Origin of the sequence: Stenotrophomonas sp. PS02298 (assembly GCF_029959445.1) — a bacterium.
Classification (GTDB): Bacteria; Pseudomonadota; Gammaproteobacteria; order Xanthomonadales; family Xanthomonadaceae; genus Stenotrophomonas.
Genome location: NZ_JASCOR010000016.1, coordinates 32,944 through 45,900, shown reverse-complemented (window position 1 = coordinate 45,900; position 12,957 = coordinate 32,944). Strand labels below are relative to the sequence as shown.

The following is a 12,957-nucleotide window of genomic DNA, read 5'->3' as shown; positions in this document are numbered from 1 at the left end:
CCGCGAAGCTGGGGGCAACGAATCATCGAATATTGTGCAATCTGACAATGCACGAGCTTCGCGGCTTACGCCGCTCCTACAAGGCTGCAAGCTTTGTTTGTGGGAGCGGCATCAGCCGCGATGTTGGGAGCAACGAAGAACCGCGCACTTCGCAATCTGCTGGTACATCAGCTTCGCGGCTGACGCCGCTCCCACAAAAACAACAATAATTGCTGGTGTTCCTCGGCAACAAAAAAGTTCTGGTGTCAAGTCCTCCGTGTAAATCACGCGGGGCTTGAAACCGTATATGGGACAGTAGGTTAGCTCTTTTTCAGGCCACTTCGCAGAAGTGTTGCCTCGTGGGCTAGGAGCCACATAGGAGCGTCGGGAGGGAAAGCCGCATCGCACGGTGTCGTGCTGGATTGTCGAGGAACAGCGGGCCTGTTTCATCATCATAGCCCAGCATCCAGAACGAAGAACGCGCAGCCCTGGGGCTGCGCGTTGGATGGATGCCGCTGGATGGTAGGCGACGCCATCATGTCGGCTTCGACGGCACGCTCCGTGTTGCAGTGCCCTTCCTGAATCCCCGATCCCCCGCCATGAATGCCTCCAGCATGTGCGGGATCAACGTCATGGCATCGACCGCTTCGCCGTAGGTCTGCGCGTGCAGCGCCGCGTAGCGGTCAAGATCGGCCCGCAGGCCGGCCGGGCACGCGAAGGTCATCTTGGTGGATTCCAGTTTCGGCAGCGGCCCGAGCCGCAGCTTCTTACCCGTGCTCATCGCATCGCTCCCCTGTTGAAGAACATCGGCTGATAAGGCCGCAGCACCAAGTCGCGGTTGACGATGATCCGCACCGGCAGCCCAGGCCGCTCTGTCAACGTCGGCTGGATGTTCATATTGCGCCGGGTCATCTCCTGTCCGACCTGATTGATACTGTCCTGCGCGCTGTCGCGCCCCGCGATCACGATGCGGTTGCCGTCCTGCCGGTTCTCCGGCGCAGCCAGTTCCGCGCCCACGCCCAGCAGCGTCGTCAGCGCCGCGCCAGCGACGATGCGGCCCCAGTGGTAGTCCACGCCATCTTCAAGGCCGGAATAGCCCGCCGGATCGGTGCCCACAAGGTTGTCGATGGTCAGCGAAGACGTGTCGGGCAGGATGATCCGGTTCCATACCACCTGCACGCGGCTCTGCCCGTAGCTGACCTGGCTGTTGTATTTGCCGAGGATGCGCGACCCCTGCGGGATCAGCAGGAACTTGCCCGTCGCCGAGTCATAGACCGGCTCCGTCACCGTGGCGATCACGTCGCCCGGCAAGTCCGACTTGATGCCCGTCACCAGCGCCCCGGCGATCACTGTTCCGGCCATGACCTGATATGGCGAGGCCGGCATTTGCAGATTGCCGGAATTGCGAGTTTCCGTAGAACCGCCTTTCAAGAACGCCTCCTTCTGGTCTTGCCGGTTCTGCGTGGCGGTCGGATCGGCAGGCTGTGCCGCCGTCGAGGCCGGCCCGGCCGCCAGCGGGTCGAAGGCGCTGCCCGGCACAGCCGCAGCGGCTTGGGCTGTGGCAGGCGCTGCGGCCTTGCCCTGCTGGCCCGAGCGGAAGAACACCGCCGAGGCCGCCGCCGCGTCCGCCTCTTTGCGCAAGGCGTCCTCGGGGTTATGCCCAGGCGGCGCATAGGTCGGCGTCACGGGCTGCTGCGAGTTCACGATGGCCGGGCCAAGGTCGCCCGGCAGCGGCGGCCCCAGCTCCGGCACCTTCGGCGGCAGCTTCGAGTAGTCGGCCGGCAGGCCGTCCAGCCCTTCGGACTTCGAGACGCGATCGACGTTGTAAAGCTCGGTCTGCTCGCTCCCGCCGCGCCGCTGCGGCTGCAATGACCAGATGGTCGCGCCCAGCACGGCGACCGATAGGCCACCCATGAGCATCGCCAACGTGCGCCGGTTCAAGCGTGTGACCGGGCGCGGCTGGGCGCGCAGCGCCACCGCCTCGGGCGCGACCTTGCCCGCCTGCGGCGTGGCGAGGTCGGGAGTGTCATCCTGGCTCATGGTCAGTTCCTCCGCGTGCCGTCCGTGCGCTCGATCCGCACCACGTCGCCCTTGTCACCACCCAGGCGCAGCTCTGCCGCGCCAAAGAGGCGATCCACGATGTAGTACGGCGCTCGGAAGCGGTAGTTCACCAGTTGCCCGTCGCCCTGCGCACCGATCACGAACAGCGGTGGCAGCTCGCCTTGCGCGATGCCGGCGGGGAACTGGATATAGACCTTCTCGCTGTCATCGAAGGCGCGCAGCGGCTTCCACGGTGGATTGCTGCCGCTGATCGCGTAGCGGAAGCGGATCTTCTCCAGCGACAAGCCGGTATCGACCGGCGCGGCGGCGCTGGCCGCCTGCGCCTGGCGCTGCAAGGCCAGCATCTTGTCCTTCGGGTACTCCCACGACACCGAGGCCATCCACGTCTTTTCGGTCGAGGTCAGCTCCAGCAGATAGGTGCGCCGGCTGGTGGTGATGACCAGATTGGTCTTGAGGCCCGAGCGGATGGGCTTGACCATCACATTGACGCGCAGCGCATCGCCGCTGCCGCTGGACGTGTCGCCCACGATCCAGCGCACGGTATCGCCTGCGGCCACCGTCACCAGTTCCTCGCCCGGCTGGAGCGCGATCACGGTCACACGGCCCACGGCCGCATAGACCTGATACAGCGCGCTATCGGTGAAGGGCCACACTTGAATCGCATTGACATAGCCCTCGCGCGTGGGCGCGATGCGGGCCTCCGCGTTGGCGCGCGAGACGCGCACGGTTTCGTCGGCCGGTTCCGGCGCGGGCTTGGCGCCCTCGGCTTCGGGCAATGGCTTCAACTGCGCCGGCAGCGCCAGCGGCTCGGGCACCTTGACCACTTCCACCGGCGCGGGTGGCTCCGGCAGCGGCTGGGCCTGCACCGGCTCATCGAGCGAGATGGCCGGCGGCGGCTTGCCCTGCGTGGCGCAGCCGGAGAACAAGACAGCCGAAGCAAGCAGGATCAACGGCAAGGCGGATTTACGGAAAAGCGGATTCATGGCTTGGCTCCTTCGGAAGAATCCAGTTCGCGGCTCCACGACAGACCGTTGACGTAGATGCCCAGGGGGTTCTTGCGCAGGCGCTGTTCGGTACGCGGGGTCTGCTGCACGATGGAAATCACGGCGTTCCAGCGTTCAGTGCCCGCCGCGGCGCCGTTGACGAAGCGCCGTTCCGTCCAGCGCACGTTGAAAGACGTGTCGCTGGCGCGTGTCACGCTGGTGATCTGCACCGTCACCGACTCCTTGCCGATGCGCGCGAACGGGTCGTTGGTGCGCGCGTAGTCGTTGAGCACCACGGCGCCCTTGTCGGTGGTGTAGTCGTAGGCGTCGAGCCAGTTCTGGCGCACGACGATGGGGTCGATGGACAGCGAGCGCACCAGCTCGATGAAGCGGCCCAGGTGATAGGCCACCTGGGCATCGCTGGGCCGGTACGGCGTGGCGGCTTCGCCGACGGCGCGCACCTGGCCCGCGTTGTCCACTTCCACCACGTAGGGCGTCACGATGGACTGCGCCGAGCGCCACACCAGGCCGCCGGCCATCAGCAGCGCGAGCGTGAGGCACCCGAAGGCCATCAGCCGCCAGTTCTTCGCCTGCACGCGCGGCGAGCCGATACGGTCGTCCCACACCTGGCCGGCAGCTTGATACGGCGTGGCAGGCTGCGGCGTGTCGGCGTAGCGCACCTGCGGCTTCTTGAATCGCATGGTCAGTTCTCCTTATGAATCAGAATCGCGCAGGCTCGGCCCCTGGCCGGAGCCGCCGCCATCGCCACCGCGCAGCGTGTGGGCGGCAGTTGTGGCGGCATGGGTGAGCTGCTGGCGTCGGTGCAGGCGCTTCGCCCAGGCGGGCTGCTCCTGCGGCGTGGACGGCGGCGCGTCGCCGCTGGGGGCACCGCTCCCCGCTGTGGATGCGGACGCGGGCGCGTCTGCGCTGAACGCTGCGGCAGCACGTTCGCGGATCGAGCGCGCGCCTTGCGCCACCTTCTGCCCGGCCGCCTGCGCGCCGGTCTTGGCGACATTGCCCACACCGGCGGCAGCGCCCTTGAGGCCGCCGCCAGCGGAAGCGGAGCCGGCCTGGAACGCCGACTTCGCGCTGCCGGCGACCCCGGCGGCGGCACGCGCACCACTGCCGGCCAGCTTGGCGGCAGCCGGGGCCATGCGTGCGCCGGCAGCGACAGCGCCCCCGACGCCCGTGGCAGCAGCGCCCACGGCAACGGCAGCGCCCGCCGCGCCCAGCGCGGCACCGGCCATCGCGCCCGCTCCGAGCTGCGGGCCGCCCGACACCAGCCCGGTCGCTATGCCTGGCCCGAAGATGCCCAGCGCCAGCAGCGTCAGCGAGGCCAGCATCACGACGACCGAATGGTCGATGGACGGCTCGGCCGGTTGCACCTGAAACTCGGCGAACAAGCCCGAGCCGATGCCCACGATGACGGCCAGCACCAGCACCTTGATGCCCGACGACACCACGTTGCCCAGCACCTTTTCGGCGAGGAACGCGGTCTTGTTCCAGAGGGCGAACGGCACCAGCACGAAGCCCGCGAGCGTCGTCAATTTAAACTCGATCAGCGTGATGAAAAGCTGGATCGCCAACACGAAGAAGCACAGCAGGACGATCAGCCACGCGAGGAACATCACGACGATGGGCGTGATGTTCACGAACACCTCGGGAAAGCCCGCCATGTCGCCGATCTGGTCGAGGATCGGCGCCCCGGCGTCGATGCCGATCTTGGCCAGCCTTCCCGGATGCAGGAAGTTCTCCATGCTCAAGGTCGAGCCGCTGGCCGTCAGGCCCAGGCCCGCGAACGAGCGGAACACGATGCCGGCCAGCCAGTTGAAGTTGCCGATGATGTAGGCGAAGGCACCGACGTAGAGCACCTTGCGGATCAGCTTGGCGATCACGTCTTCGCCCTGGCCGGTGGCATGGCTCATTGCCCAGAACAGCCCGGCGATCGTCATGTCGATGACGATCAGCGTGGCGGTCAGAAACGCCACCTCGCCATGCAGGAGGCCAAAGCCCGAGTCGATGTAGCGCGAGAACGTATCGAGGAAGCGGTCGATGATGGTCACGTCATTCATGGCGAGTTCTCCTGCCCAGGCCCGTTGTCATCGGCGGGTTCATCGAAGCTGGGTGGAATCGGCGGCAGGTCGGCGAGCGTCTGGTACTCGCCGGGGCCGGCTTTGCCGGAGAGAAAGCGGCGCAGGTCGGCTTGGGCCACGTGTGCGCAGAACGCGCCGTCGTGCTCGCCCGCGCGGCATTGCGCGAGCAGCGCGTGCAGCCGGGACGGGTCGGCGGCCAGCGCATCCGCCGAAGGCGGCCGGTCGCAGCCGGTCAGCAGGGACGCGAGAGCGAACAGGACGGGCGCGTTCTTCATGGCCGCACCCGTCAGTGGTTGTAGAAATCGACGGACTGCGGCGTGTACGGCGTGCCGCTGCCCAGGAAGCGCCGCGTCACTTCGCGCCCGCGCTCGGTGGCTGCGGCCTGCCGCGCCAGCTCCAGTGCGGTGGCTCGGTCTTGCGTGATCTGGAGCCGCTGCGACTGGATCGACTGCTTGGCCTGCAAGGCGAGCAACTGATTCATGGCTTGCATCGCCTGCAACGCGCCTTCGGCCGATTGGCTCTTGCCCACGAGGTCGGCCAGCACGCTTTCGTCAACGCCCAGGTTCTGCGACACCTGCGCCTGCATCTGCATGGTGGTTTGCAAGCCGTTGAGCGTGTTCTTCCAACGCTCCTGCGTGTCGCGGTACATCTGGTCACCGCTGACGGTGGCGGCGTACTGCTCGGGATATAGGCGCGCGAACTCCCGATCGAGGTTCGTCATGTCGTAGGCCAAGCCGCGAGCCTGGGCGATCAGCCGCTCGGTCGTCGCCAGATTGGCGCGCAACTGGCCCACCACGCTGGACGGCAGGCTGGCGAGATTGCGCGCCTGGTTCATCAGCATCTGCGCTTCGTTCTGGAGCTGCTGGATCTGGTTGTTGATCTGCTCCAGCGTGCGGATCGCGGTCAGCGTGTTCTGCACGAGGTTGGTGGGGTCGATCACGACCCATTGCGCATGGGCGGTGGCGGTGCAAAGCATGGCCGCGACGGCGGCGGCGATCAGGCGCTTCTTCATGACAGGCTCTCCTGTGGGTGGTCGGTAGTACGGAGGGAACCCGGCACAAGGCCGGGAAACGAGGGCAGCAGGTCGGCCGCCCAATCGAGGCCGCGATGGCGCAGCCAGGCGCCCGCGAAGCCGGGTGCGCCGGCGTCCGGCGGCACGCGGCCAAGAACGTCATCAATGGCGCGCTGGTCTTGCGGCGTGGAAGCGCCCGCGAAGGCCAGCGTCGCCGGCCCCAGGTAGAGGTCGAACAGACGGTTGCCGAGGCGGGATTGGTAGTAGTAGTCGCGCTTGGGCTGCGCGGTGGCGACGATTTCGATCTGCCGCCGGTTGAGGCCGAAGCCCTCGTAGATCGTGCGAATCTGCGGCTCGGTCGCCTGCGGGTTCGGCAGGAAGATGCGGCTGGCGCAGCTTTCGATGATCGCGGGCGCGATGCTCGAATCCTTGATGTCGGCCAGGCTCTGGGTGGCGAAGATGACCGAGACATTCTTCTTGCGCAGCGTCTTGAGCCATTGCCGGATGCGGGCCGCGAACACCGGGTCATCCAGAAACAGCCACGCTTCATCGAGGATCAGCAGCGTGGGCGCGCCGTCGAAGCGTTCATCGAAGCGCGCAAAGAGGTAATGCAGCACGGCCATGACGGCGGCCTTGCTGTGCATCAGCTCCTCCATCTCGAAGCCCTGCACGTCGGCGTTGCCCAGCCGGTCGTGGTCGGCGTCCAGCAGCTTGCCGTGCGCGCCGCCGAGCACATAGGGCGCGAGCGCCTGACGCAGCGCGTTCGATTGCAGCAGTACCGACAAGCCCGTCATCGTGCGCTGCTCCAACGGAGCACCGGCGAGGCTGCCGAGTGCCGACCATATGGCGGCCTTCTCGTCCGGGCCGACCGCCACGCCCTCATGCAGCAAGCGGCCTTCGATCCATTCGGCGGCCCAGGTGCGGTAGCCCTCGCGGTCGATGCGGGCGAGCGGCTGGAAGGCGATTTCGCCATCCGTGCCCAGGTCGTAGTGCTCGCCGCCCAGCCCGAGGATCGTGGCGCGCATGGAACGCCCCATGTCGAACACGAAGATGCGCGAGCCGCGATAGCGGCGGAACTGCATCGCCAGCGTGGCGAGCAAGACCGACTTGCCCATGCCGGTCGGGCCGGCGACCAGCGTGTGGCCCACGTCGCCGATGTGCGTCACCAGCCGGAACGGCGTCGCGCCATCGGTGCGCGTGACGATCAGCGGCGGGCCGCCCAAGTGGTCATTCTTCTCCGGCCCGGCCCATACCGCCGACACCGGCATCATGTGCGCCAGGTTCAGCGTCGAGACGATGGGCTGGCGCACGTTGGCGTAGGCGTTGCCGGGGAGCGAGGACAGCCACGCATCCACGGCGTTGAGCGTTTCGGGAATGGTCACGAACCCGCGCCCCTGGATGACGCGCTCCACCATGCGCAGCTTCTCGTCGGCTGCGGCTGGGTCAGCATCGAGCACCGTCACCGTGGCGGTGAGGTAGCCGAAGGCGACTTGATCGCTGCCCAGCTCCTGCAACGCCGCGTCCGCGTCGGCGGCTTTATTGCTGGCATCGGTATCGACCAGCGGGCTTTCCTGCTGGAAGATCGTTTCGCGCAGTAGCGCGATGACGTTCTTCCTTTTTGCGAACCACTGGCGGCGCAGCCGGGTGAGTTCTTTTTCCGCCTCGGCTTTGTCCAGGCACAGGAAGCGCGTACTCCAGCGATACGCAAAGCCCAGGCGGTTGAGGTCGTCCAGAATCCCTGGCCAGGTCGAGGTCGGGAAGCCCCGCACCGACACCACGCGCAGGTGCTGGTCGCCCAGCATCGGTGCGAGGCCGCCGACCATCACGGAATCGGTCAGCAGCGCGTCGATGTGGAACGGCACCTCGGGCACCGCCAGCGAATAGCGCCGCGTCGAGATGGTGGCGTGCAGGTAGGTCAGCGTCTGGCTGTCATCGAGCCATGCGATTTCCGGCATCACGCCATCGAGCAGGTCAAAGACGCGATCCGTCTCCGCGACGAAGGCTTGCAGGCGCTCACGCCAATCCACGCCTTCGGTGGGCCGGTTCTCGTACAGCATCCCCGCCGCACGCGCGCGCGATTCCTCGGGCGGCAGGTACACCAGCGTCAGGTGATAGCCGCTCTCGAAATGGTTGCCCGATTCCTCGAACGCTGCGCGGCGTTCCTCGTCCACCAGCCACGAAAGCGGCTCGGGGAACTCCGAGTGCGGATAGTCGGCGGCAGCGCAGCGCTCGGCTTCGATGAACAGCGCCCAGCCCGAACCCAGCCGCCGCAGCGCGTTGTTCAATCGCGCTGACGTGGCGATCAACTCGCTTTGCGTGGCGCTGTTGAGGTCAGGCCCGCGAAACCGGGCCGTGCGCTGGAAACTGCCGTCTTTGTTCAAGACGACGCCCGGCGCGACCAGCCCGGCCCAGGGCAGCCAGTCGGCCAGCAGCGCAGGCCGCTGGCGGTATTCGGCGAGGTTCAGCATGGCGGCGTCCCCTCACACGTCCAGCAGCGGGCGATGCTTGATGTGTCGCGCAAAGACCTGCATGAACTGCGGATCGACGCGCGCTCCCCACACCGCCAGCGAGTGGCCGACGATCCAGAGCACGGCACCGGGAATCCAGAGTTGCAGGCCCAGCCCCACAGCGGCAGCCAGCGTGCCGTTGGCAATCGCCACGGTGCGCGGCGCACCGCCCAGCAAGATCGGCTCGGTGAGCGAGCGGTGCAAAGGCACCTCGAACCCCGCCGCGAAGCTATCCGGGGCGCTCATACGACAGCCCCGCCGGAGAAGCTGAAGAACGACAGGAAGAACGAGGACGCGGCGAACGCGATGCTCAAGCCGAACACGATCTGAATCAGCTTGCGGAAGCCGCCCGACGTGTCGCCGAACGCGAGAGCGAGGCCCGTGGCGATGATGATGATGACTGCCACGATGCGCGCCACCGGCCCTTGGATCGACTCCAAGATCGACTGCAAGGGGCCTTCCCACGGCATTGAGGAACCAGCGGCCTGCGCGGTGCCGGCCAGGAACAACAGCAGCGCGGACAGCAGCAGCCCTTGCCCCGCAGGGCGGGCCAGGCTGTGCAGCCGGGCCAGCCTCGGCAGCCGCGAGGGCGGATTTACGGAAACACGGAAAGCAGGAATGTGCATCTGCGTCATGGCAGTTCTCCAGAGTGGTTGAGGGACGGGGAAGAAAGGTCGGACTGCGAAGGCAGCTCGGGAAACGGCGCGTCCAGCGCGTCCGCCAGTTGGTAGCCCACGCCGTCGAAGCCGACGACGCGGGCGATGCTCTCGATGCGGCGCTTGTGCCCGCGCCCGGCGATGTGGATCACCACGTCCACGGCCTCGGCGATCAGTGCACGGGGCGGGTTCACCGCCACTTCGAGAATTAGTTGCTCCATGCGCAGCAGCGCACCCAGTGCGGAACCCGCGTGGATCGTGGCAATGCCGCCGGGGTGGCCCGTGCCCCACACCTTGATGAGATCCAGCGCCTCGGGGCCGCGCACCTCGCCGACGACGACGCGATCCGGCCGCAGGCGCATGGACGAGCGCACCAGCTCGGTCATGGACACCACGCCCGCGCGCGTGCGCAGCGGAACGTGGTCGCGGGCCGAGCATTGCAGTTCCACCGTGTCTTCGAGCACCAGCACGCGGTCGCCGGTGGCGGCGATTTCCGCCAGCAAGGCATTAGCAAGCGTGGTCTTGCCGCTGCTGGTAGCGCCGGCGATGAGGATGTTCTTGCGCTCGCGCACGGCGCGAACGAGAAAGGCTGCCTGCGCGGCGGTCATCACCCGGTCGATGACATACCGCTCCAGCGGGATCACACCGATGGCACGCTTGCGCAGCGCGAAGGCCGGCCCCGGCGCGGCAGGCGGCAAGATGCCCTCGAAGCGTTCGCCCGTTTCGGGCAGCTCTGCCGACAGCAGCGGCTGGCCGCGATGCACTTCCGCGCCGACGTGGGCGGCCACGAGGCGGATGATTCGCTCGCCGTCCGCTTCGGACAGCTCCACGCCCATCGGCGCGCGGCCCGACGACAGCCGATCCACCCAAAGGGTGCGATCGGGGTTGAGCATGATTTCCACCACGTCCGGGTCTTCGAGCGCAGTGGCGATCAGCGGCCCCATCGCCGTGCGCAGCATCTGGATGCGGCGGTCGAGCGATGTGGCGCTCATGACGCGCGCTCCTGCGCTTGCGCGGCTGCCGCCGCGTCCTCCATCCGCATCGGGTCGGGATGCAGTTCTTCCACCACGTCACGTACCAGGCTGCGCCCGCGCAGCAGGTGGCGCCCGAGTTGTTCGACGAACTGCTCGAAGCGCGCCTTGCCCTGGGCACGGGCCGCGTCTTGGTGCGCCTCGGGCACCGGTGTGCTGACGGTCAGGTAGTAGCGAACGAACAGCGCCAATGTCTCGATGGCGATGTTCTGGTCGCGCTCCAGGCGCTCGGCCTGCCGCGACAGGCGATCCAGCCGCTTGGCGATGGCCGCCTCGCGCTGGTCGGCCGCGTCCGGCGACAGCCAGGACGCCAAGGCGGCAGCGACAATGCTGGACTTGGACACGCCTTTTTTGGCGGCCAGTTCATCGAGCCGCTGGGCGTGCTCGGGCTGGATAAAGAGGTTCAGGCGGTAGTGGCTCATAGCTCGATTCCGTCGTTGGGGTCGAGGGAAGCCAGCCGGGCCGTGCGCTGCATGGCCGGATCGAGCTGGCGAGGAAGGGGAAGCGGCAGGTCGTCGTCGTCATCGAGCAGCCCGAGGTCGGCTGCGGGCGCGGCCAGCTCGGGGTCGTAGGCGACGGTTTGCGAGAGTTCGGGCTGACGGCGCGGGCCGCCGTCGTCGGTTGCGGCGCCGAAGCCTTCGGCGGTATCGGCCGCAAGCGCGGCGGGCACGGCAGGAATCGCCATCCCGCTCCAGTCGTCAGGGCGCAGCGGCGGCGCGTCGGCGTACTGTCCGTCCGTCAGCGTGGGCGACGGCAGCACGCGCCGCTTGAAATTGGCGTCCGCGTAGTAGCGCAGCTTCTTCGCCTTGATCGGCGCCACGCTGGACACCATCACCACCGCCTCGTCGGGCGGAAGCTGCATGACTTCGCCCGGCGTCAGCAGCGGGCGGGCCGTCTCTTGACGCGACACCATGAGATGGCTCAGCCACGGCGCGAGCCGGTGGCCCGCATAGTTGCGCTGCGCGCGCAGCTCGGTGGCGGTGCCGAGCGTTTCGGAAATACGCTTGGCCGTGCGTTCGTCGTTCGTGGCGAACGTCACGCGGACGTGGCAGTTATCGAGGATGGAATGGTTTTGCCCATACGCCTTGTCGATCTGGTTCAGGCTTTGGGCGATGAGAAAACTGCGGATGCCGTAGCCGGCCATGAAGGCCAGCGCCGTCTCGAAGAAGTCCAGGCGCCCCAGCGCCGGGAACTCGTCAAGCATCAGCAGCAGCTTGTGGCGGCGCTCGATGCCGTCGGAGCCATCGAGCGATTCGGTCAGGCGCCGCCCGATCTGGTTGAGGATCAGGCGAATGAGCGGCTTCGTCCGCGATATGTCTGAGGGCGGCACCACCAGATACAGCGACACCGGATGCTCGGCCGCGATCAGGTCAGCGATGCGCCAGTCGCAGCGCGAGGTGACTTCGGCTACCGTGGGATCGCGGTACAGGCCGAGGAACGACATGGCCGTGGACAGCACGCCCGAGCGTTCGTTGTCGCTCTTGTTGAGCACTTCACGCGCCGCCGATGCGACGACCGGATGCGGCCCATCGCCGAGGTGCGGCGTGGTCATCATCCGGTGCAAGGTCAGCTCGAACGGGCTGGCCGGGTCGGAGAGGAAGTTGGCGACGCCGCGCAGCGTCTTGTCTTCGCCCGCGTAGAGCACATGCAGGATGGCCCCGACCAGCAGCGCGTGCGAGGTCTTTTCCCAATGGTTGCGCTTCTCCAGCGCGCCTTCGGGATCGACCAGAATGTCCGCGATGTTCTGCACGTCGCGCACCTCATGCGCGCCGCGTCGCACCTCCAGCAGCGGGTTGTAGGCGGCCGACTTCGCATCGGTCGGGTTGAACAGCAGGCAATGCGAGAAGCGCGAACGCCAGCCGGCGGTGATCTGCCAGTTTTCGCCCTTGATGTCGTGGATCACGGCGGACGCGGGCCAGGACAGCAGCGTCGGCACCACCAGGCCAACGCCTTTACCGCTGCGCGTGGGTGCGAAGGTCAGGACGTGTTCCGGGCCTTCATGCCGCAGGTACTGACGGTCGTGCTGGCCCAGGAACACGCCGGCCGGCTGCGTGAGGCCAGCCTTGCGAATGTCATCCGCGTTCGCCCAGCGGGCCGAGCCGTAAGTCGTGACCAGGCGCGATTGCCGCGAGCGCCAGATCGACATGCCAATCGCCACCAGCACGGCGGCGAGACCACTGCCGCCCGCAATAGCGCCGCCGATGTCGAACACGCGGGGCACGTAGGCATCGAAGAAGAACCACCACTCGAACAGTCGCCACGGGTGATAGACCGGCGTGCCTAGAAAATCGAACCACGGCGAGCCAAGGCGTAGCTGATAGCCCAGGGCCGCTGCCGTCCATTGTGTGGCGCTCCACACACCGGCGATCACGATGCCGAATACCACGGCGATCTGACCGAACAGCACGTTCGTCCCTTGCATAACCTCGCCTCCGATCACGGCACACGGAGGTGCCGCAGCACTGAGGATCAAGGCGTGCGTACAGGCCGGTCAAAGGCCGTTATGGCTGTGATTTAGGCCAAAAAAGCCAGATTTCTTGCAATGGCGAAGACAATAAAAACGCCGCGAGCGCGGGCGCGTTGCGGCGTATGGAGGTAGTAGCGAGAGCTTCGTCGTAGCGAAGCAACAGCGGCG

At 67.0% G+C, this 12,957-nt stretch carries 14 protein-coding genes; 1 reads left to right on the top strand and 13 read right to left on the bottom strand.

What is annotated here, in order from left to right:
- On the top strand, window positions 1-209 hold a 209-nt coding region (locus QMX78_RS04540), incomplete at its 5' end, for a hypothetical protein (RefSeq protein WP_282266986.1).
- A gap of 305 nt (window positions 210-514) precedes the next feature.
- On the opposite strand, the gene QMX78_RS04535 is transcribed toward QMX78_RS04540, so the two are convergent.
- From QMX78_RS04535 to QMX78_RS04475, 13 genes are read right to left on the bottom strand one after another with little or no spacing between them, the layout of a single operon-like run.
- Complete coding sequence (locus QMX78_RS04535; RefSeq protein WP_019396562.1) at window positions 515-760, bottom strand: DUF2274 domain-containing protein; 246 nt, start codon at window positions 758-760, stop codon at window positions 515-517.
- The gene (locus QMX78_RS04530) at window positions 757-2,019 is read right to left on the bottom strand and encodes a TrbI/VirB10 family protein (protein ID WP_019396561.1); all 1,263 of its coding nucleotides are present in this window, start codon (window positions 2,017-2,019) and stop codon (window positions 757-759) included. The genes QMX78_RS04535 and QMX78_RS04530 overlap by 4 nt, the downstream gene beginning before the upstream one ends.
- 2 nt (window positions 2,020-2,021) lie before the next feature.
- On the bottom strand, window positions 2,022-3,023 hold the full coding sequence (gene trbG / locus QMX78_RS04525; protein ID WP_282266981.1) for a P-type conjugative transfer protein TrbG: 1,002 nt from the start codon (window positions 3,021-3,023) through the stop codon (window positions 2,022-2,024).
- Window positions 3,020-3,724 (bottom strand): conjugal transfer protein TrbF, encoded by a 705-nt coding sequence (gene trbF / locus QMX78_RS04520; protein ID WP_019396559.1) that lies wholly within the window; start codon window positions 3,722-3,724, stop codon window positions 3,020-3,022. The genes trbG and trbF overlap by 4 nt, the downstream gene beginning before the upstream one ends.
- 12 nt (window positions 3,725-3,736) lie before the next feature.
- Window positions 3,737-5,095: a P-type conjugative transfer protein TrbL gene (gene trbL, locus QMX78_RS04515; protein WP_019396558.1), complete on the bottom strand. Its 1,359-nt coding sequence runs from the start codon at window positions 5,093-5,095 to the stop codon at window positions 3,737-3,739.
- Complete coding sequence (locus QMX78_RS04510) at window positions 5,092-5,391, bottom strand: hypothetical protein (protein ID WP_025986883.1); 300 nt, start codon at window positions 5,389-5,391, stop codon at window positions 5,092-5,094. Before QMX78_RS04510 ends, trbL begins: the two co-directional genes overlap by 4 nt.
- Window positions 5,392-5,402: 11 nt before the next feature.
- On the bottom strand, window positions 5,403-6,128 hold the full coding sequence (gene trbJ / locus QMX78_RS04505; RefSeq protein WP_033955075.1) for a P-type conjugative transfer protein TrbJ: 726 nt from the start codon (window positions 6,126-6,128) through the stop codon (window positions 5,403-5,405).
- Complete coding sequence (gene trbE, locus QMX78_RS04500) at window positions 6,125-8,596, bottom strand: conjugal transfer protein TrbE (RefSeq protein WP_033955072.1); 2,472 nt, start codon at window positions 8,594-8,596, stop codon at window positions 6,125-6,127. Before trbE ends, trbJ begins: the two co-directional genes overlap by 4 nt.
- 12 nt (window positions 8,597-8,608) lie before the next feature.
- Entirely contained in the window at window positions 8,609-8,881 is a 273-nt protein-coding gene (locus QMX78_RS04495) for a VirB3 family type IV secretion system protein (RefSeq protein WP_123787507.1), read from the bottom strand.
- Window positions 8,878-9,270: a TrbC/VirB2 family protein gene (locus tag QMX78_RS04490; RefSeq protein ID WP_123787506.1), complete on the bottom strand. Its 393-nt coding sequence runs from the start codon at window positions 9,268-9,270 to the stop codon at window positions 8,878-8,880. The genes QMX78_RS04495 and QMX78_RS04490 overlap by 4 nt, the downstream gene beginning before the upstream one ends.
- Complete coding sequence (gene trbB / locus QMX78_RS04485) at window positions 9,267-10,283, bottom strand: P-type conjugative transfer ATPase TrbB (RefSeq protein WP_235105038.1); 1,017 nt, start codon at window positions 10,281-10,283, stop codon at window positions 9,267-9,269. Before trbB ends, QMX78_RS04490 begins: the two co-directional genes overlap by 4 nt.
- Window positions 10,280-10,744 (bottom strand): CopG family transcriptional regulator, encoded by a 465-nt coding sequence (locus QMX78_RS04480; protein ID WP_123787504.1) that lies wholly within the window; start codon window positions 10,742-10,744, stop codon window positions 10,280-10,282. The genes trbB and QMX78_RS04480 overlap by 4 nt, the downstream gene beginning before the upstream one ends.
- A complete protein-coding gene (locus tag QMX78_RS04475; protein ID WP_282266963.1) occupies window positions 10,741-12,744 on the bottom strand; it encodes a conjugal transfer protein TraG in 2,004 nt (667 codons plus the stop codon). The genes QMX78_RS04480 and QMX78_RS04475 overlap by 4 nt, the downstream gene beginning before the upstream one ends.
- Window positions 12,745-12,957 lie beyond the last annotated feature (213 nt).

What these genes read in the sequence shown, in the direction of transcription:
- trbE (WP_033955072.1), bottom strand. Translation starts at nt 8,596, where the DNA reads ATGCTGAACCTCGCCGAATACCGCCAGCGGCCTGCGCTGCTGGCCGAC.
- trbF (WP_019396559.1), bottom strand. Translation starts at nt 3,724, where the DNA reads ATGCGATTCAAGAAGCCGCAGGTGCGCTACGCCGACACGCCGCAGCCT.
- QMX78_RS04495 (WP_123787507.1), bottom strand. Translation starts at nt 8,881, where the DNA reads ATGAGCGCCCCGGATAGCTTCGCGGCGGGGTTCGAGGTGCCTTTGCAC.
- QMX78_RS04490 (WP_123787506.1), bottom strand. Translation starts at nt 9,270, where the DNA reads ATGACGCAGATGCACATTCCTGCTTTCCGTGTTTCCGTAAATCCGCCC.
- QMX78_RS04535 (WP_019396562.1), bottom strand. Translation starts at nt 760, where the DNA reads ATGAGCACGGGTAAGAAGCTGCGGCTCGGGCCGCTGCCGAAACTGGAA.
- QMX78_RS04475 (WP_282266963.1), bottom strand. Translation starts at nt 12,744, where the DNA reads ATGCAAGGGACGAACGTGCTGTTCGGTCAGATCGCCGTGGTATTCGGC.
- trbG (WP_282266981.1), bottom strand. Translation starts at nt 3,023, where the DNA reads ATGAATCCGCTTTTCCGTAAATCCGCCTTGCCGTTGATCCTGCTTGCT.
- trbL (WP_019396558.1), bottom strand. Translation starts at nt 5,095, where the DNA reads ATGAATGACGTGACCATCATCGACCGCTTCCTCGATACGTTCTCGCGC.
- trbJ (WP_033955075.1), bottom strand. Translation starts at nt 6,128, where the DNA reads ATGAAGAAGCGCCTGATCGCCGCCGCCGTCGCGGCCATGCTTTGCACC.
- trbB (WP_235105038.1), bottom strand. Translation starts at nt 10,283, where the DNA reads ATGAGCGCCACATCGCTCGACCGCCGCATCCAGATGCTGCGCACGGCG.
- QMX78_RS04530 (WP_019396561.1), bottom strand. Translation starts at nt 2,019, where the DNA reads ATGAGCCAGGATGACACTCCCGACCTCGCCACGCCGCAGGCGGGCAAG.
- QMX78_RS04480 (WP_123787504.1), bottom strand. Translation starts at nt 10,744, where the DNA reads ATGAGCCACTACCGCCTGAACCTCTTTATCCAGCCCGAGCACGCCCAG.
- QMX78_RS04510 (WP_025986883.1), bottom strand. Translation starts at nt 5,391, where the DNA reads ATGAAGAACGCGCCCGTCCTGTTCGCTCTCGCGTCCCTGCTGACCGGC.